Here is a 16920-nt window from a genome sequence, read left to right as displayed (position 1 = left end):
GAATACCCCATTTTCACTCCTTACCTGTTTGAATTCACCTGTTCGTGTCGATTCTACTTGTTCGCCTAAAAGATATCAAATGGGTTCTATAAGTAACTGGGAGTACATTGTATTAAACTTAAGCTCTGCTAGCTTGAAAGGCGCTAAACTAAGCGGTACTCAACTAAGTCGTGCTCTCCTAAGTCAGGCAGACTTACGTGATGCAGACCTAAGTGATGCCAACCTCAGTAATGCAAACTTAAGCAATGCAAATCTATGTAATGCTAACCTTAGTAATGCCGATTTAACCAGTACCGATTTAACTAACGCCGACTTAAGAAATGCTAAACTAACAAATGCTAACCTAAGTAATGCCGACTTAACTAATGCCGACTTGAGAAATACTGAACGGAGCAATGCTAATTGGAGTAATGCCATCTTAAAAGATGTAAATGGACTCTCCAAATGATAGTTTCATCATTAAATAGTCCAGCCCTACAATAATATTTTTAAGCTCTTTTTCCCCTACAGTCTTAATGATAACTCTTTCACCGGATATGATTTAAGGTGGGTAACAGCCCACCTTAATGTAAATCTGTATTTTAGTATTTTGGTGACAGAAAAAACTATATCTTCGGGGTTTGGCGAAATTGCTCTTACCTGTTAAGTAATTTAAACATTAGCGAAAATTACCAGGATTTAGACGAGCACCGTTAGGTTGAGACTGACGACGAATTGCCACTCCACTCCGCAAATTGTTTCCAGTACCACCATCTTGACGATCAAGGAAAGGTTTCAGATTAATCCCACCTCTAGATGAACTAACCCGATTATTGCCACTGCCCAAAAGTGTGCGTCCTAAATTATATAATTCGTTTCCTCCACTACTGCGATCACCATAAGTGTTAACGGCTATAGTCTGTTGTCCACTGTCAGCAGTAGTCAAGTTTTGGAAAACGCTATTGCGGATAACATAGGGGTCTTTCCCAGGTGGTACTGTCAGTACAATTCTACAAGTTGGGTTAGCTTGAGTTGTGACACAGACAATATTTTCGTTATTTTCTACAGCTGTCTGGAGTTCTTGTAAGCCATCTGGGCGATAAAGTTCTAAACGACTGGCAATTGCTGCACAACGCCTTTGTGCATCCCAACCACCACCCAAAGCCGCAGGTGCTGCCCAAGGAAAGAATTGTCCGGATTGACTTTGTGGCTGATACATCACAGTATACTGACCATTGTAAGTTTGACAGGAAAACCGAGTTGTACTGTCAGCGGAGCGTGAAGGTGGTATACCTGTCGATGTGTCTATTGGTATTGGTGCTGATGTACCATCTGATGGTACTGTTGGTACTACTACACCCTCGCCATTAGAATCATATTGCGCCATTGCTGCCGAATTGCCCAAACACAAAGATAAGCCAATACTGCCCAAAGATATCAATTGCAGCAGTTTTGATGACATAAATCATCCTCCACTAGAAATAGGTAGGGAATTGATAGTTTAAATGACGAATAATTCTGTTTTTTGATTCATCAAAAACGCTATTTTTTTTCCTCTGTTGCTTTTTTCTCTTGGAGTAACTTTTTCACCCGTGCTTGAATTTCTCCATGATGCCCCACTCCTTGATAGGCGTAACGGTTGTAGCTATTACGGCTAATGAGGTTTTCTAAATCACTAACTCGCTCATTACCACCTGGGTGAGAAGATAACCAACTAGCGAGACTTAGACAAATTAAGGTTAGGTCTATTAATTTAATTGCTAATTCTGGCTTCTTCGCAAATTCTGGGTCTTGTTTTCCTTCGGCTAAAGAATCAGCGTGCTGATATAACTCTATATCTAAATCTAATGGTAAGCTTTTTCTCCCATCATATAGATACGTTATTATCACTACTATTCCATTATCTGTTTTGCCTATTTCTCCGATATACTGTCTTCCTACTCCATCCGTAAAATTACTCAGAGGCGGAGCGTCTCCGGCTTTGTGCTTTTTCTATGTCCAGAATCATCAATTATCAGGCTAAAACCTCTACTGATTCTCGTCTGACTACACTTATTCATGATCTCTAACCGACACTCGTTAACCTGAGAACTAGACCAAGGTGCTTGGGTTAAAAAGTGGTGTAATCGGTGGTAAGTCACCCCTAAAGCATTCTCTGCAATCTGGAATAAGTTTTTTCTCTCGCTTTCACCCAATAATCCCCCTAGATAGTGTCTAAACTCTCTTTTTTGAGCATTATCAGTAAACACATCATCAAATCTTTGACACCATCTTTCAAAGCATAGAGGCATGGCTACGGGGGTAGTTTCTTTCATGAGCCTCTTTGAATGTGAAAGCTATATTAGTTAAGCATTATACTCTTTTTTATTCTCCTGTTTTGTTTAAGTCCCGCTAACTATAAAACTTCCAGTTGAGCTAAATGCAATAGTATCAATAGATACATTTCCTTGCTTCAAACCTTCTGTTGAAACTTACTCTAATAAAGTCCAAAAATATCCGTCAGGAGCGACAAAAGAGAAACTTTTCTCGCCAAACTCGTTTTCATACACCTGCGTCACCTCCGTAGCTTCGCTACTACTAACGCGCTGGTGATACGACTCAATATCCCTTACTTTCATCGTATATAAACAAACCCCTAAGCAGCCGGGACGAGAGTGACTGAGCTTATTTGGTAAGCTACCTTCAAACCGCAAAACTTCAATGTTCCCTGAACGAGTTTTGGGTTGCTCTGTAGTAGAGGGCAGAGGAGCAGTAAAGTAATAATTCAGCATCTGCTCCCCATTTTCTGGTCCTTTTAGCTCAAGGATGCGGCGAGAAGCTTCACTGTATTTACTTTCGCAATTATTCACAGCACGATGCAAACCAAGCACTTGGTCGTAAAAATCTAACTTTTCATGCTCACACTCAACAATCAGTCCAACGTGAACGAACTCCGAACCTTTGAAGTGAGAATCCTGGTTGACAATGCCGGAACTAGAGACAGTATAATCATGGCGTTCAAAAAGAACTTGTCGTATTAACGGTTGGATAAGAACCATTTCATGCACGCAGGGATTAGCTTGTATAAATGGTTCAAATGACTCAGAACGATTAATTAAATTTCCCTGAGGTGGAACATAATATACAGGCAAACCAGCAGCGATCGCATCTTCAGCATGGTTGGCAATATTAAACACATCCAAAGATAAACTAGTTCCCCAACGGCTACCCACGGCTTTTAAAGGAGTCAGTCCTAATCCTTCGTTAATTGCTTTCTCCCATATCATCAAGCGGAGCAAACTTCTATCTGTAACTTGATTATAAAGGCGAAGCGATCGCAAACCGGAATTGATCCCATATAATTGATTGGCTCCTTTTGCATTCAGAGTACCAGATTCTCCTACAGTAAAACCAAACTGTTGCCAATATTGAATAAGGACAGATTCAGACTCTGCTGTTGCTGCAATCACGAGTTCGTATAAACCACTGATAGATGGCATTTCCATTGATGTACTATTGTCAAGAAATTTTACTGAATGATAATATCACTTATAAATGAAGATTTAACCTTACTTCCCGTAACTTTTGGACTTTAGTCGTTTCTGAACTAGGTGATTTTATTGTTTCAACCGTAGTAGATGCAGGAAGTTCTTGTGCTGGAAGGGATGAAGTTGGCTGTGTTAGGATAATCAAAATTGATGTACCAACTGACAGTAATACCCAGTTACAGGCTAGCAGTAGAGACTTCCAGGTTCGTTTCATACTGGAATTTACCTATGTAAAAGGCTGTTTTTTTTATTTTCCCACACTCATACAGGTGCGATGTCTTCTCTGCGAGACGCTACGCGTAGCTTGCTTCCCGTTCGCCCCTGGCGTCTCCCCAACTCTTGGAGACGCTACGCAAAGAAGATTCGCTACCACTTTGCTAAAGCTATCGGTGAGACACCCCAGCAATTCTTTGCAGCACTTATTTGCTTAAACTGAGTAACTCAAATACTTGAAAAATTTGTGTATATATGCTAATGCAAATGATTTGGATCAATACCTTGAGATTGTAAATAGGCAATTAGCCGTTCTTTTTGCTGACGTTCCTGTTCAATTTGTTCCACTGTCCAAAACAACAAATTACCTGCCTCATCCCACCAGCGCAACCAGTAACCAGTTCTGGCTTCTTTTGTTCCTTGCCAAGTTCCCAAAAATAAACCCATTGAATCAATCCAATGATGACCATTTTCATCAGGTTGCTTTAATTCATAGCGCCTGTTTTCGAGTTGGTAAAATTCTAACAAACCGCCATTAGGGTCAAAAATCACGTAAATTGGGACTTGAAGAATCTACTCGTAAAAAAACCATTTTCCTGATGGATAGGTTCGCTTAAAAGAGTATTCTCCACTCTCAGTGTCAGATAAAAATTCCATCACAATTGCTGGAATATCTCCATCTAAATTGGGTGTATAGCTTTTGCGTTCTCCTAAAACCTGATTTACCGATGGCACATAAACCCAGTCGGGTGCTTTAGCAACAAATTGCCTGTTTATCGTCGCACAAAGTCCAAAATTTGAGGCTATCAACATCTGCGGTTGGATGAAACCATTTATCTCAAGGCTTTCGCGCAAAGCACCAGCTAATAGTGGCTGACCTGTATTTTCCACTGGTTCATCCTCTAGGTGGAAATCTGCGGGCAATGCTTCCCAAGATATTACCAATTCTGTTGAAGATTTAGCTTCACCGAGTTGGGTTGCCATAAACACCCCTTTTTATTGATTTGTCTTTATTTTATGGCTGACTACTGGCTTTTTGTCAGGCGATCGCAATTAGCTCTAGAACTTTCATGGGACATGCTTGCAAAGTTCTTGATTTCGTTGACAATTTTTTACATAAAGACAATACAATATATCACTTGCCGTTTGGGATACGATTGCACAGCATTAAAACACAAAAAACCCCGGCGAAACTAGCCGAGGTAAGAGAGAGAAGTTTAAATGACAATGAGATACAGCGATACTGAAATCGAAAAATCTTAGCTAACGCTAAAACCAACCAAAACTAAAGTAGTGACAATTAAAGTCGCAAAAAGACCCTGTAAAACGTATTTGCGTTGTTCCCAAATTGCTGGGTACTCGGCGTAGTACACCTGGGGTTCAGCCGCATAGTTATTGAGAATGCCGTCTTCATTAGTGGTAGTGTACATAGTTTTTTCTCTTTTTTTGTTTACTTATGTAACCAAATTTAACAATATCGTTACAAAACGTCAATAAAACTTGACAAAAAAAGGCTAATCATATCTATAAAATTTACTTATCAGGAATGGGGGATTTAGGGGAAGCTGCTCCAGCCGGGGAAAGCGAGATGTCTCTTGATACAGCCTTCGGATAATGCTGTTTGAGCGATCGCTATTGTTCTGCAAGGGGGATGGTAAGTCTTGCTCTACCTGGAATTAACCATGTTAAGAATAAAGTCTATGGTCTGGGTCTAACCAAACAATGTAAAATACATTTTCGATGAAGAATCCATGAACTCTACCATGTTTGTTGGATGAAAGCTGAAACTGGTATGGCGTATCTACCAACTGCTCTTCATTAGGAAGACCAAAACAAGTTTCAGTAGTCTGATTCCAATCTATTGCATGGCATCGCAGACTTTTGGCATTTGTAACGGTAATCTCATTGATTGTCATAGTTGAGAGATCGCGTAGTCTCTGGATGAATGCCTCTAAATATCGTGCATCTTTAGTACTAATCGAAAACTTCTTATTGCTGTCCTTAAAATATCTGTAGGAAAAACTTATTCCTCTTGGAGGCTCTACTTTTGTAGGTTTTATTCTAGAAGATGGAGCCTGCTGTGGCTCCATCTTGTTAATTCTATTGTTCTTCGGCTTCAGCACGGGTCTTGTAATAGTCTCTTATCGATTCCTTAGAAATAATTGCATTAGAGGATGTATCCAAGGAAAGGTTTCCTCTTGCTTTAATCCAAGGGTCTTCATGATGAGTCATTTGCTCTAGTTCAAAAGCATCACACCCAAAATAAGCTTCTGTTAATTCTTCTAGAAAATCTCGAATTTCCTCAGAAAAATGTTCGGGTTCCGCATCCTTTAAAATAGGCTTCCACCCAAAGCTTTTGTAATCTTGATATAAAGCAGGAATAACAGGCCCATGAATCCATGCTTCAAAATCTTCATCAAATAGAGGCTGCCCATAAATTCCTAGATGCCAAGCCTGAGCATAGTAAACCAATTTTTGCAGTTTCAGATTGCTCAAGTACGAGCCAGTTTCATTAGCTAGCCAGATGAAGTAATCAGCGATCGCTGCTGCTGTTGTATAAACCATAATTTACCTCCTCTGCTTGCTAAAAACCCTTATTGATAAACACAAGTTATACAGTTAAGTGTTCAATCTAGTATTATTGTACTACATATTCTTCCTACTCAGAACCTAATTCTGCATTACCGCATCCAATAGCACATTGGGATCAAAGCGGACGACATCGGTGCAAGGTAGCGCAGTTTCTGCTATTGTTTGAGCGATCGCACACTACACCAGTCCAAGCAACAGCAATTTTTGAGCAAATTGACGCTATGCCTGTGCGCTAGCAAGAAATGCAACGAGGCAGAAAGTAATTATAAGATTCTTCAAGTCAAAGTTACACCAGGAAGCTATCACCCCTGATGCAAAATTCAAAGAGGAAATCGATCAGGGTAAAAGGTGCGTGAGTGGGGCTGGATGGATGATACTGTCTAGGGCAATTCATTTAAAAATGCCTCCTCAAACTTGGCTGAACTTACCAGAGTAAAGTTCATCAGACATTTCTTTAAGTTCTGGTTCAACCACTGTCAAATGTTGCTCTAAAATTGCCAAATTACGAATATTGGACTTATAAAAAGCATCAAACAAATCACCTACAAAAGGCACAGTACCCACGACTGTTTCCAAACCAACATTAAAAATCATTTTGGCTAAGTCTTGGCGTGGGATGCCAAAACGGGTAGCTAAAAATATGATGTAAGCTGAAAACGCTGTACTGATTAAATCACCAGCACCTGGAACTAAACCGATAATTGGGTCTATTCCAATGTGAAAACCTGTTAAAGGTATGCGTATTGATGTATCCATCAAACGGCTTAGTTTGCGGATGCGGTTGAGAGTAGCAAGGCGTTTAGCAGCGTCCATAGTTCACGATATTTACACTACTCTTAACTTGCACCATTTTTAGTTACTCGTCTTGTATCGTTAGAAATAACAGTTTCGTTAGCTAGCCAGATGAAGTAATCAACGATCGCTGCTACTATATAAACCATAATTTACCTCCTCTGCTTGCTAAAAACCCTTATGAATTAATACTAGGGCATTCAATATAGTATTTTTATACTATATATTGCTCTTACTCAGAACCTAATTCTTCATCACTGCATCCAATAGCACATTGGTATCAAAGCGAACTACATCGGTGCAAGGTAGCCCGGTTTCTGTTATTGTTTGAGCGATGCTTTCTTCAGCGGCAGACTCATCTAGATGGGCTGTGTTAAGTGCTATACCAACTACACGAACACTTCCAAAGGCATCACCAGCGCTAGCAACGGTTTCATAAAGGCGAATTACCTCTGGTAAAGGTGGAATTACTACATGGGAATGATTACGTACATGAACTTGTCCCGCCCGATGTACTAACACCAATTGAGTTGGTTGCGAACCACGAATTAGGGGTAGAGTTGCTGTTGAACCAGGGTGTAACAGTGAACCTTGTCCTTCAATGTGCAGGATGTCGTAGTTTTTACCATAGCGCATGACTATCTGTTCCACGGCACCGGCGGCAAAGTCTACCCGCACGGCATCTAAAGCCACGCCGTCCCCTTCTAACATCACCCCAGTTTGACCTGTGGCGAGGAATTTAGAACGCCAGCCCCGGAGTTTTGATGCCCAATGTAACTCTAGGCTAGTTGACATTTTACCGATCGCCATGTCGGTTCCCACTGTCAACACCCGCCGACAGGGAAGGGTGCGTGCTATCCCACTAGCAACACTGATATTAGACGGCTCTTTCCGTACATCCCAAATTAATTGTCCTGGTTTGAGCAGTGCATTTAATTCTGGGATACTTGCCATTGGTGTATGTAAACCATTCACCAAAGACATCTCAGCTTCTAGAGCATCTTTGATTTCATGCCAGTAATCATCTGGTACAGCACCACCTCCTGGGGCAATGCCTATTACCAAAACTTCTGGCTTGTACTCTAGGGCTGCGGCTACTGATGCCACAATCGGTACATCACGCTTGATACCTGTTAATTCTGATAAGGATTTGCCAGCAGACTCGCGATCGATTACGGCTACAATTGGTGCTTCGCTGTAACGTAAAATTGCTAGCCCTGTTTTGCCGTTATGCCCGCTAACTCCCTCATGTAGTAAGATAGCTACTCGTTGATTAAGTGGTAGACGCACTGTGTTGTACTCCCAAACCTGGTAAATCGTTTGGCAAAACTCTCCCTTCTTTTACCAATGCACCCGTAAAGGGATCATCGATTAAGTTGAGGTGACTATCTAAATCTAAATAATCAGCTAGTGGCGCTAGCTGTAATGCTGCTGTATTGGCTAGTGAACTGTCAGAATAGCAACCGAACATCACTTGCAACCCAAAGGCTCGCGCTGTATGTACCATTCGCATTGCCTCGGTTAGTCCCCCTGATTTCATTAGTTTGATATTAATACCATCCACGTAGTTTGCCAAATTGGGAATATCAGAGCTTGTAAAACAACTTTCATCGACAAAGATGGGCAGGGGGGAGTGTTCTTTAAGTTTTACTAAACTTTTTTCCTGTTCCCGTGGCAATGGCTGTTCTACATACTTTATACCTAAATTAGCCAGCCAATTGCACATCGCGATTGCATCTTCTAAACTCCAACCCCCGTTGGCATCAACAAATAATTCTGGTAATGGTGCTTCTTCTCGCACTGCTAATAGCATTTTTTTATCTGCATCTATGCCATCTGGACTACCTAGCTTCACCTTGAAAAGGCCGACATCAGTAAATTGTAACCAGTCTCGTGCTCTCGCCTTTGCACCTTCAGGCGAATTAATCCCAATTGTGACTGAAGTCGGTACTATTTGATTGCGATCGAGTCCCCAAATTTGCCACAAGGGTAATCCTACGTGCTTACCCAACCAGTCGTGCATTGCTATATCCAAGGCAGCTCTTGCAGCAGAAGGAACCTGGTTTTGTGTTAAAACTTGCTCAATTTGCTGCCGCTGTAAGGGGCTGAATGTTTGCAACAGTGGCACAACTTGCTCTAAAGCGTCTTTGATTGCATCAGTTGATTGCCGATGATTACCTACACCGAACGGCGACGCTTCCCCCCAGCCTTCGATCCCATCATGTAAGATCCTCACCCATACATTCGTTGTCTGTGCCGTTGTCCCTCGACTAATGGTCAACGGAAATCTCTTGTTTACTGTAAATAAATTTACATTTATTTGCATACTTATTCCATATATTATGTTATGACAAAAGTCAGTGTAAGTTCAAAATTTAGATTATCAGACGTATCCTTTATACTTTTTTACATTCACTGCTTGATTACTAAACTTTTTATACAAAATTTTATTTGTTACTTAATGTATGACCAACTTAAAAAAATGGAAAACTTTAAAATCAAAAATGGTCTTAGATCATTACTGGTGTAAGGTAAGGCAAGATGAAATAGAATTACCCAACGGTAAAATTATAGATGATTATTTTGTCAGTATTAAACCAGACGTTGCGATGGTTTTACCGATCACTAATAGCAGAGAGATAATTTTTGTCCGGCAATACAGACATGCAGTAGGTGAGTTTTTCTTAGAACTGCCAGCAGGGAATTTTGACCCAACAAAAGAGAGTGCAGAAATAGCAGCAATTAGGGAATTTACAGAAGAAACTGGTTATCTTGCCGAAAAATTTATAAAAATCGGAACTCTATACGATAAGCCGAGTAAAGATACCAATCAAATACATTTATTTTTAGCAGAAAATGTGAGCAAAGTTGGAGAGCAACAACTAGATATTACTGAAGAGATTGAAGTTGTATTTATTCCTGTAGAATCAGTTTTAAATAAAATTACTCAGGGAGAAATTTCTGTTGCCGGAACTGTAGCGGCTCTTTTCTTAGGTTTAAATTTTCTAACTTATTAATAATCTAAGGGTTAATTATTATGTTTATTTTTACAGTAACTGCTGATACTTTCCTCAAAGTTCGTCCAAGTGAGTTAGCGGAACTAGCTGAAGATGAAAAACTTCTCATTCAAGTCAAAAGTGTCCTTGAGGTTATTTCTTATACTGAGGAGGAAGAATATTACAGAATTACTTTAAAAAACTCTATCAAGGGCAAAGATACATGGTTTGTGCGTAAGAAGTATATTGAGATATCTACTTGGAAGCAGAAACTGCAACCACCGCCATCTCCACCGCCATATATAAAAGAGCCTCGAAGAACGAATGGAGATTTGAGTAATAAACCCATTGAGTTCAAGGTAGAACAAAATGGTAAAAATAGTGTTCCAGTGAGGGAGCTGAGTAGGGGTAGCGACGGTATCGAGGTTGAAGAAGAAGTTATTAAGCGGCTTAAAGCGCAGCTACAAGAAACCCCAACTATTCAAGAACGATGTTCACAACCTGCTGATATAACCAAAGATTTGGTAGATTGCAGTGTGTTCAGTCCTTCTTCTGTAACTCCAGACGATATGTTCCTCGTCCAAGTCTTTGTTCATCTTCCTGAACAAGTTGAATTTGCCAAACAGTATGCTCAACAATTTGATCCTGATACTAAACAGTTAGGAGTGAGAAGTTTAGGAGTACCTATTAAACGGGGAAGTGAACTCACTTTTAACCTGTCCATTCCAAAATTAGAAGTAGACGATCCGATTCAACGGTTGAGTTGGAATGGCAGAGCAGATTCCATTCAATTTGGAGTAATGGTTCCTGCTGATATAACTCAAAAAACAGTCATTGGAACTGTTACTGTCAGCCAAAACACAATTCCCCTTGGTCATTTAAAATTCAAGCTATCGATTATTCCTTCTGCATCTTCTACATCCAAAGACCCTCAGCTAGTAGGAGAAGTTGCTCGACATTATACAAAGGCATTCGTCTCTTACTCTTCTAAAGATCGGATAGAAGTTCTTAAAAGGGTGCAGGGACTTGCTGTAAGTGGCATTACAGTTTTTCAAGATATCCTTAATTTAGAACCTGGCGATCGCTGGGAAAAAGAACTTTATCGCAACATTGATCAGTGTGATCTCTTCCTACTGTTTTGGTCTACTGCTGCTAAAGAATCGCCGTGGGTGCTTAAAGAAGTATTGTATGCCCTTGAACGACAAGGATCTGATGGATTGCGTTCCCCCGAAATTATTCCTGTAATCATTGAAGGCCCACCGCTTGTTCCTCCACCTTCTGAATTGCAGAATCTCCATTTTAATGACAAACTTCTTTACTTAATGGCGACACCTAAATAGCAGATGGTGATCCAAATTCAAACTTGAGAAAATACAGAGATTAAAAGAAAGTACGTATTTGTAGCTTTCTTCTGTTTTTTAATAAGAGGATGTTTTAAAAGTCCCAGGAGGTATAATTTTGCTGTTCTCAGTTGGGTTAACTTAGATGAGAAATCAAAGTTTTAGCCATGTACTGAGATACTTTGCTGTGTTAACTAGGAAAGCAAAAGACCCTTTTAAAACATCCTCTTATATCCGTATACCCAAAGCACCAGAAGAGGTATTCGAGATCGGTAAAAAACTTCCCCAAGAAACTGATGAGTATGGCGGTAGTTCTGACACTTTTGACCAAAAAGCCAAGCGATCGCAAGTGCTACGTAATTACTTGTAAATTTCAAATCTGGATTGTTTAACGTGCCCATTGCTGCAAAATATAACCATAAAAAGCCTCTTTATCTACTTTATCCATTGCATAAATTTTCCGACCACCAGGAACTACTTTAGTGCGCCCCTGACTCAGACCTGTGGTGATAATTTCTGTTTCCCATTCGCGCAATTGATAGAATTCTGGGTGTCCCAGATAAGCTGTTGCTAAGACATCCCAAAAATAATAATCTTGGGGGATAACTAGTGCATAACATTGTCCGGCTAAATCAGAGAGGGGATAGTGGCGTTGTCGTCCCATTTTGTATACTAATTCTGATGTGACTGGGACATTGTTAGTTAAATCCAAAGGACACATAATAATTTCAATTTGGGTTTGCCATACCCGTGCTGCTGAAATTGCATCCCAGTAAACATTCCATTCGGCAGAACCATCTTGTCCTGCTTCCAGACTTTTTTCCACATTACCACCAACATTCAACGCACCCCCCATCCAAACGATTTTGTGAATCTTGGCTTCAATGTCTGGTGCTTTGTCCAAAGCCACTGCAACCGTGGTCAACGGCCCAGTTACCATCAACGTTACGGGGTCTGATGCCTCCTGCAACACCTTGATCATGAAATCTTGACCTGTTTCGGCAACCAAAGGCGTAGTGATGGTTTCACTTTGATTGAGAATGGGAAGATGGTCAACGATAAACGAATCACGGCGATAGAGAGTAGGAAATGGATTGATACCGCGCACAGTGCTTTGGGCAACCGAGATATGAGAAAATCCCATCAAATCTATAATTTTACGTGTGGCGCTAACAGCTGGTTGAACGTAGCAATCGGCTGGAGTAACTACAACACCGAGAAGTTCGATATGATCCATTGTCAACAGCAGCATAGTCGCTAGATAATCATCTACACCGCCATCATGATCCATTAATACAAGTTGTTTTGACATAAAAGGAGATATTAATATGAATGAGTTTATGGAAGCTGCAATTCAAGAAGCAAAACAAGGCAGGCAAGAAGGTGGAATTCCCATTGGTTCGGTTCTCGTCAAGGATGGCAAAATTCTTGGCAGAGGACACAATAAACGCGTGCAAGACGCTGATCCTGTCACTCACGCCGAAATCGATTGTCTCCGTAATGCTGGAAGAGTTGGCAGTTATAGAGATACAACACTCTATTCAACTTTAATGCCATGTTACCTGTGCGCTGGGGCAGTGGTACAATTTGGCATTAAAAAAGTCATTGCTGGAGAATCCAGAACTTTTCCTGGTGCTAAAGAATTTATGGTATCTCACGGTGTGGAAGTAATTGATCTTAATCTTGACGAATGCGAACAAATAATGAGTGAGTTTATTGAAACTAACCCGGAACTTTGGAATGAAGATATCGGTAATTAGAAACGCGATTAATCGCGTCTGTACAGGAGTTTGGAGTAGCCCTGTTAAGATGACTTTTGATCGGAAAATTATGGCAGGAACGATCGCTATCTCAAAAGGAACATACAAGAATAGGGTAAATACTGGGTACAATCTTTGAACGAGTTGTCAAAGTCCAGTCAGCGTGATAGTACGGAGGCTGATCCAAAGAGGCTACTGATCACTCCTAAGCCAGCAAAAGTGTGCTGTTATTATCAATCAGGGTAAGAGTTCCACTAGTAGCCATGCCTGGGTTGGGCTGTGCCAATGCACTATAGGTCTGAATATAACGCTGCACTTCTAGCGGAAAGTTGGGGTAATCTAATACTGCATCCCCATTGGCAATAATTGACCAGAAGTCTCGCAAACTAGGAGCTAATTCTTTTGCTTGTGATAATGGTAAGTTTAATGGAGAGTGAGTTAGTAGCTTGACTAGGAAGGGGAAAGAGCGATCGCCCATCCACTGCCGCGATGACTGTTGCAAGTTAGGGAACTCAGGCACTGATTCTACCCGATGAGATACAATTTGCAACGATTCTTTACCTTGGTTATCCCGATGAAACTCTAGCACCCGATAAGGGTGAGGATAGCTAACTAAAGAGCCAGTGGTAATATCATATACTCCGTCTGAGTAAGCAACATCCTGTACGTGCAAATGCCCGGTAAACACTAGCTTGACTCCGTAGTGTCTCAGCAACTGCAACAGTTCTGCTGAATTCGCCAACATGTATCGATTTGCCAGTGGATGACTCGATTGATTGGGCAAATGCTCCAACACATTATGATGCACCATTACCAGAACTAATTCATCACCAGACGCCGCTAGCACCTCTTCTAACCACCGTAGCTGTTTGGTATCCAAACACCCCACCTGCTCCCCCTGGTCATTAAAGGAGTTAGAATTCAGTCCAATCAGCTTGACTCCAGGCAGCAATTGACGAATGTAGTACATCTGCTGCGGATCTTCATAGCCAAACTTCGTGTAATAGTAGGGAAAATCTGCAAAAGCAATTGATTGCTGATCAGCCAACAGCACAGGAACGTCATGATTACCAGGAACAACATAGACGGGAAAAGGTAGCTGGGCTAAACATTGTTGCAACCAGGCGTGGTTCTCCGGTTCGCCGTGCTGAGTTAAATCTCCTGGTAACAACAAGAAATCTAAATCGAGTTGTGTTAAATGTTCTAGTACACTTTGAAACGCCGAGATGCTGACTTCCACTAGATGAAACCGGCTGGGATGATTCCAGATTGTGTGGGGAAGTGCCAAGTGTAAGTCGCTGACTACCGCAAAGCGAAAATTGAGAGCCATTGATTTATGAAAATGTTAAAAGCAGGGGTTAAAATAAGCCTTTTCCCAAAAGTATAACCCTTACTTTCTCTCCCTGCTCAGGAGTGTGTCTACTTAACATTTGTATACATCAAGCATCGACGATTAGACGCTATGGTGACAATTAACTGAAGGACTAATCATAACCATTAATCTGCAAAAATTATCGGAAATTTGATTGCTAAAAATTAATAATTAATGCTTGAATAAGTGGGTGATGACTTCTATCTGCACGTAAACAAATAATTAATGGGTACTAAATCAATATAGCGGTTCCACGCGGTACAACATTATATCGCCAAGTGTAGGGGCACGGCACTGCCCATTGGTGTCAACTTAACGTGAAACCCTTGTGAAGAGGTGCTATTCAGTTCTCTGGCTTTCCATCACGATTTGCGTTACCCCACCCTAACCCTCCCCTTGTATAGGGGAGGGAACTGGATTTTCTTGTTTCCCCCCAATACATCGGGGGGATTAAGGGTGGTAAAACGCCTGTGGGATAAGTGTTTGAGCTTAAGCTGACACCAATGGGCACTGCCGTGCCCCTACGTGTGTACTTTTCGATAAAATAACTTAGCAGCTCACCAAGGAACAGGATCATGGCTCACGCTAGTATTGGAATTATTGGTGGTAGCGGTCTGTATAAAATGGACGCGCTCAAAGATGTAGAAGAGGTGCGAGTCGAGACTCCTTTTGGTTCACCATCTGATGCTTTGATTCTCGGGACATTGGATGGTACACGGGTAGCTTTTCTGGCGCGTCATGGACGCAATCACACGGTTTTACCGTCTGAGTTACCGTTTCGTGCTAATATCTATGCGATGAAGCAATTGGGCGTGGAGTATTTAATCTCAGCTAGTGCTGTGGGTTCCTTGAAAGAAGAGGCAAAACCACTTGATATGGTGGTGCCAGATCAGTTTATTGATCGGACGAAAAATCGGATTTCAACGTTTTTCGGTGAGGGAATTGTTGCTCATATTGCCTTTGGTGATCCGATTTGTAAGAATTTGGCTGTTGTGTTGGCAGATGCGATCGCATCTCTCAATTTACCAGAAGTTACTCTCCATCGCGGCGGCACTTATGTGTGCATGGAAGGGCCAGCTTTTTCGACTAAGGCGGAATCGAATCTGTACCGCAGTTGGGGTGCGACAATCATTGGAATGACGAATTTACCAGAGGCGAAGTTGGCTAGGGAAGCGGAAATTGCCTATGCAACCTTAGCGCTGGTGACAGATTACGATTGTTGGCATCCAGACCATGATAGTGTGACGGTGGAATTGGTGATTGGCAATTTGCTGCGGAATGCTGTAAATGCTCAAAAGGTGATTCAAGAAACTGTGCGGCGGTTGAGTGAAAATCCACCAACCAGTGAGGCGCATTCGGCGTTGCAGTATGCGATTTTGACTCAGTTGGATAAAGTACCAGCAGCGACGAAGGAAAAGTTAAGGTTATTGTTGCAGAAGTATTTGTAGTGTTGGTGATGAATGAGCGATGTTGATGACGGGCGTAGCTGGGGCACTTTCTCAGATTACAGCTACAGCGATGTCTACGACGGGCTACGCCTACGCATGTGAATATATAAACTGTCATCAACAAAATCATGGTTTTCATTAACAAAATTATGGTTTTCATCAACAAAATCACGATTTTCATCAACAAAATGATCATTTTCATCAACAAAATCATGATTTTCATCAACAAAATGATCATTTTCATGGACAAAATGATCATTTTCATCAACAAAATCACGATTTTCGTTATGAGGCTTTGCTTGTTCGTTGTGTTTAGCTGATGATGGTGCGTAGGCGTAGCCCGTCGTAGACATCGCACCATTATCACAAATCATACAGGCGATCGCTCTATCTTCAACTTCGGGCGTAAATCTCTTTGCATAGCTCAATCAAAAGACCTCTCCCGAGTTTTCCTACGCAAAACCTTCCCTCTCCGCCTCGGAGAGGGACAGACTTGAACTTTAGTTCAAGGCAGGGAGAGGTTTATTACCTGCGTGTGCCAATATCATCACACAGATGCTTATCCTTCTCATTCACATTGGGGTTATTTTGCAAATAATCGCGCACCCAAGCACAACCCTTAACCATTAAATCATCTACATCCAAATTGAGATTCCACAGCTTCACCGTCTTATCAAGACTAGCAGAGGCAATGGTTTGACCGTCGGGGCTAAATGCCACGCCCAAAACCGAATCGCTATGACCTTGGAGAGTTTGTAAGAGTTGCCCCTTGCGACTCCACAGCTTCACCGTCTTGTCACCACTACCAGAGGCAATGGTTTGACCGTCGGGGCTAAATGCCACGCTATAAACCGTATCGCTATGACCTTGGAGAGTTTGTAACAATTGCCCATTGCGATTC

At 41.4% G+C, this 16920-nt stretch carries 19 protein-coding genes and 3 pseudogenes; 6 read left to right on the top strand and 16 right to left on the bottom strand.

All coding sequences use genetic code 11. The features are described 5' to 3' along the window. A partial coding sequence (locus V7K48_RS15795; RefSeq protein WP_335073968.1) for a pentapeptide repeat-containing protein occupies nt 1-448 on the top strand: 448 nt, incomplete at its 5' end. A gap of 210 nt (nt 449-658) precedes the next feature. On the opposite strand, the gene V7K48_RS15790 is transcribed toward V7K48_RS15795, so the two are convergent. The 12 genes and pseudogenes from V7K48_RS15790 to V7K48_RS15735 all read right to left on the bottom strand — a co-directional run bounded on the left by V7K48_RS15790 (nt 659) and on the right by V7K48_RS15735 (nt 9429). Continuing rightward, nucleotides 659-1441 carry a COP23 domain-containing protein gene (locus V7K48_RS15790; RefSeq protein WP_335073966.1) on the bottom strand — a complete coding sequence of 261 codons (783 nt, stop codon included), beginning with the start codon at nt 1439-1441 and terminating at the stop codon, nt 659-661. Nucleotides 1442-1521: 80 nt separating this feature from the next. Then, nucleotides 1522-1695: pseudogene (locus V7K48_RS15785) on the bottom strand (peptidase M48 Ste24p); the annotation flags it as partial. An 18-nt stretch (nt 1696-1713) separates the two neighbouring features. Continuing rightward, nucleotides 1714-2294 (bottom strand): annotated as a pseudogene (locus V7K48_RS15780) (transposase); the annotation flags it as partial. A 156-nt stretch (nt 2295-2450) separates the two neighbouring features. Beyond that, the gene (locus V7K48_RS15775) at nt 2451-3458 is read right to left on the bottom strand and encodes a VOC family protein (protein ID WP_335073964.1); all 1008 of its coding nucleotides are present in this window, start codon (nt 3456-3458) and stop codon (nt 2451-2453) included. A 49-nt stretch (nt 3459-3507) separates the two neighbouring features. Next, entirely contained in the window at nt 3508-3720 is a 213-nt protein-coding gene (locus V7K48_RS15770) for a hypothetical protein (protein ID WP_335073970.1), read from the bottom strand. Between the two features lie 257 nt (nt 3721-3977). Beyond that, nucleotides 3978-4703 (bottom strand): annotated as a pseudogene (locus tag V7K48_RS15765) (Uma2 family endonuclease). A gap of 275 nt (nt 4704-4978) precedes the next feature. Next, the gene (gene psb34, locus V7K48_RS15760; protein ID WP_334979324.1) at nt 4979-5149 is read right to left on the bottom strand and encodes a photosystem II assembly protein Psb34; all 171 of its coding nucleotides are present in this window, start codon (nt 5147-5149) and stop codon (nt 4979-4981) included. Between the two features lie 255 nt (nt 5150-5404). Further along, nucleotides 5405-5635, bottom strand: a complete 231-nt coding sequence (locus V7K48_RS15755) for a hypothetical protein (RefSeq protein WP_335073962.1) — start codon at nt 5633-5635, stop codon at nt 5405-5407. A 184-nt stretch (nt 5636-5819) separates the two neighbouring features. Then, nucleotides 5820-6284, bottom strand: a complete 465-nt coding sequence (locus V7K48_RS15750; protein WP_335073960.1) for a Panacea domain-containing protein — start codon at nt 6282-6284, stop codon at nt 5820-5822. Between the two features lie 435 nt (nt 6285-6719). Then, entirely contained in the window at nt 6720-7124 is a 405-nt protein-coding gene (locus tag V7K48_RS15745; RefSeq protein ID WP_335073958.1) for a DUF4112 domain-containing protein, read from the bottom strand. Between the two features lie 222 nt (nt 7125-7346). Beyond that, nucleotides 7347-8393: a DUF1611 domain-containing protein gene (locus V7K48_RS15740; RefSeq protein WP_335073956.1), complete on the bottom strand. Its 1047-nt coding sequence runs from the start codon at nt 8391-8393 to the stop codon at nt 7347-7349. Then, the gene (locus tag V7K48_RS15735) at nt 8377-9429 is read right to left on the bottom strand and encodes a dipeptide epimerase (RefSeq protein WP_335073954.1); all 1053 of its coding nucleotides are present in this window, start codon (nt 9427-9429) and stop codon (nt 8377-8379) included. The genes V7K48_RS15740 and V7K48_RS15735 overlap by 17 nt, the downstream gene beginning before the upstream one ends. Nucleotides 9430-9568: 139 nt before the next feature. Here V7K48_RS15735 and V7K48_RS15730 point away from each other — a divergent pair, with 139 nt between their 5' ends. The 3 genes from V7K48_RS15730 (at nt 9569) to V7K48_RS15720 (ending at nt 11809) form a co-directional block, all read left to right on the top strand. After that, nucleotides 9569-10120, top strand: coding sequence for an NUDIX hydrolase (locus tag V7K48_RS15730; protein WP_335073952.1), 552 nt, complete (start codon nt 9569-9571; stop codon nt 10118-10120). 20 nt (nt 10121-10140) lie between these two features. Then, on the top strand, nt 10141-11439 hold the full coding sequence (locus V7K48_RS15725) for a toll/interleukin-1 receptor domain-containing protein (RefSeq protein WP_335073950.1): 1299 nt from the start codon (nt 10141-10143) through the stop codon (nt 11437-11439). A gap of 145 nt (nt 11440-11584) precedes the next feature. After that, nucleotides 11585-11809 (top strand): hypothetical protein, encoded by a 225-nt coding sequence (locus V7K48_RS15720; protein WP_335073948.1) that lies wholly within the window; start codon nt 11585-11587, stop codon nt 11807-11809. An 18-nt stretch (nt 11810-11827) separates the two neighbouring features. Here V7K48_RS15720 and V7K48_RS15715 read toward each other — a convergent pair whose 3' ends face one another. Then, nucleotides 11828-12751: a nucleoside hydrolase gene (locus tag V7K48_RS15715; protein WP_335073946.1), complete on the bottom strand. Its 924-nt coding sequence runs from the start codon at nt 12749-12751 to the stop codon at nt 11828-11830. 16 nt (nt 12752-12767) lie between these two features. Between V7K48_RS15715 and V7K48_RS15710 the strand changes: the two genes are divergently transcribed. Beyond that, nucleotides 12768-13199 carry a nucleoside deaminase gene (locus V7K48_RS15710; protein ID WP_335073944.1) on the top strand — a complete coding sequence of 144 codons (432 nt, stop codon included), beginning with the start codon at nt 12768-12770 and terminating at the stop codon, nt 13197-13199. A 205-nt stretch (nt 13200-13404) separates the two neighbouring features. Here V7K48_RS15710 and V7K48_RS15705 read toward each other — a convergent pair whose 3' ends face one another. Continuing rightward, nucleotides 13405-14529, bottom strand: a complete 1125-nt coding sequence (locus V7K48_RS15705; protein ID WP_335073942.1) for a metallophosphoesterase family protein — start codon at nt 14527-14529, stop codon at nt 13405-13407. A 617-nt stretch (nt 14530-15146) separates the two neighbouring features. On the opposite strand from V7K48_RS15705, the gene V7K48_RS15700 reads away from it, so the two are divergent. After that, entirely contained in the window at nt 15147-16019 is an 873-nt protein-coding gene (locus V7K48_RS15700; RefSeq protein WP_335073940.1) for an S-methyl-5'-thioadenosine phosphorylase, read from the top strand. A 74-nt stretch (nt 16020-16093) separates the two neighbouring features. Here V7K48_RS15700 and V7K48_RS15695 read toward each other — a convergent pair whose 3' ends face one another. Together V7K48_RS15695 and V7K48_RS15690 are read right to left on the bottom strand one after the other, a co-directional pair. Beyond that, a complete protein-coding gene (locus tag V7K48_RS15695; RefSeq protein ID WP_335073938.1) occupies nt 16094-16447 on the bottom strand; it encodes a hypothetical protein in 354 nt (117 codons plus the stop codon). A gap of 97 nt (nt 16448-16544) precedes the next feature. Further along, the coding region (locus tag V7K48_RS15690; protein WP_442949440.1) for a WD40 repeat domain-containing protein at nt 16545-16920 on the bottom strand (376 nt) is incomplete at its 5' end.

It is taken from the genome of Nostoc sp., assembly GCF_036919615.1.
Lineage (GTDB): Bacteria > Cyanobacteriota > Cyanobacteriia > Cyanobacteriales > Nostocaceae > Nostoc.
The sequence above is the reverse complement of the archived record's forward strand: the minus strand, read 5'-3'. Positions and strand labels throughout refer to the sequence as shown.

Coding starts and splice junctions, on each gene's coding strand:
- V7K48_RS15710 (WP_335073944.1), top strand. CDS start 12,768: ATGAATGAGTTTATGGAAGCTGCAATTCAAGAAGCAAAACAAGGCAGG.
- V7K48_RS15755 (WP_335073962.1), bottom strand. CDS start 5,635: ATGACAATCAATGAGATTACCGTTACAAATGCCAAAAGTCTGCGATGC.
- V7K48_RS15745 (WP_335073958.1), bottom strand. CDS start 7,124: ATGGACGCTGCTAAACGCCTTGCTACTCTCAACCGCATCCGCAAACTA.
- V7K48_RS15790 (WP_335073966.1), bottom strand. CDS start 1,441: ATGTCATCAAAACTGCTGCAATTGATATCTTTGGGCAGTATTGGCTTA.
- V7K48_RS15770 (WP_335073970.1), bottom strand. CDS start 3,720: ATGAAACGAACCTGGAAGTCTCTACTGCTAGCCTGTAACTGGGTATTA.
- psb34 (WP_334979324.1), bottom strand. CDS start 5,149: ATGTACACTACCACTAATGAAGACGGCATTCTCAATAACTATGCGGCT.
- V7K48_RS15720 (WP_335073948.1), top strand. CDS start 11,585: ATGAGAAATCAAAGTTTTAGCCATGTACTGAGATACTTTGCTGTGTTA.
- V7K48_RS15775 (WP_335073964.1), bottom strand. CDS start 3,458: ATGCCATCTATCAGTGGTTTATACGAACTCGTGATTGCAGCAACAGCA.
- V7K48_RS15705 (WP_335073942.1), bottom strand. CDS start 14,529: ATGGCTCTCAATTTTCGCTTTGCGGTAGTCAGCGACTTACACTTGGCA.
- V7K48_RS15735 (WP_335073954.1), bottom strand. CDS start 9,429: ATGCAAATAAATGTAAATTTATTTACAGTAAACAAGAGATTTCCGTTG.
- V7K48_RS15715 (WP_335073946.1), bottom strand. CDS start 12,751: ATGTCAAAACAACTTGTATTAATGGATCATGATGGCGGTGTAGATGAT.
- V7K48_RS15730 (WP_335073952.1), top strand. CDS start 9,569: ATGACCAACTTAAAAAAATGGAAAACTTTAAAATCAAAAATGGTCTTA.
- V7K48_RS15750 (WP_335073960.1), bottom strand. CDS start 6,284: ATGGTTTATACAACAGCAGCAGCGATCGCTGATTACTTCATCTGGCTA.
- V7K48_RS15725 (WP_335073950.1), top strand. CDS start 10,141: ATGTTTATTTTTACAGTAACTGCTGATACTTTCCTCAAAGTTCGTCCA.
- V7K48_RS15700 (WP_335073940.1), top strand. CDS start 15,147: ATGGCTCACGCTAGTATTGGAATTATTGGTGGTAGCGGTCTGTATAAA.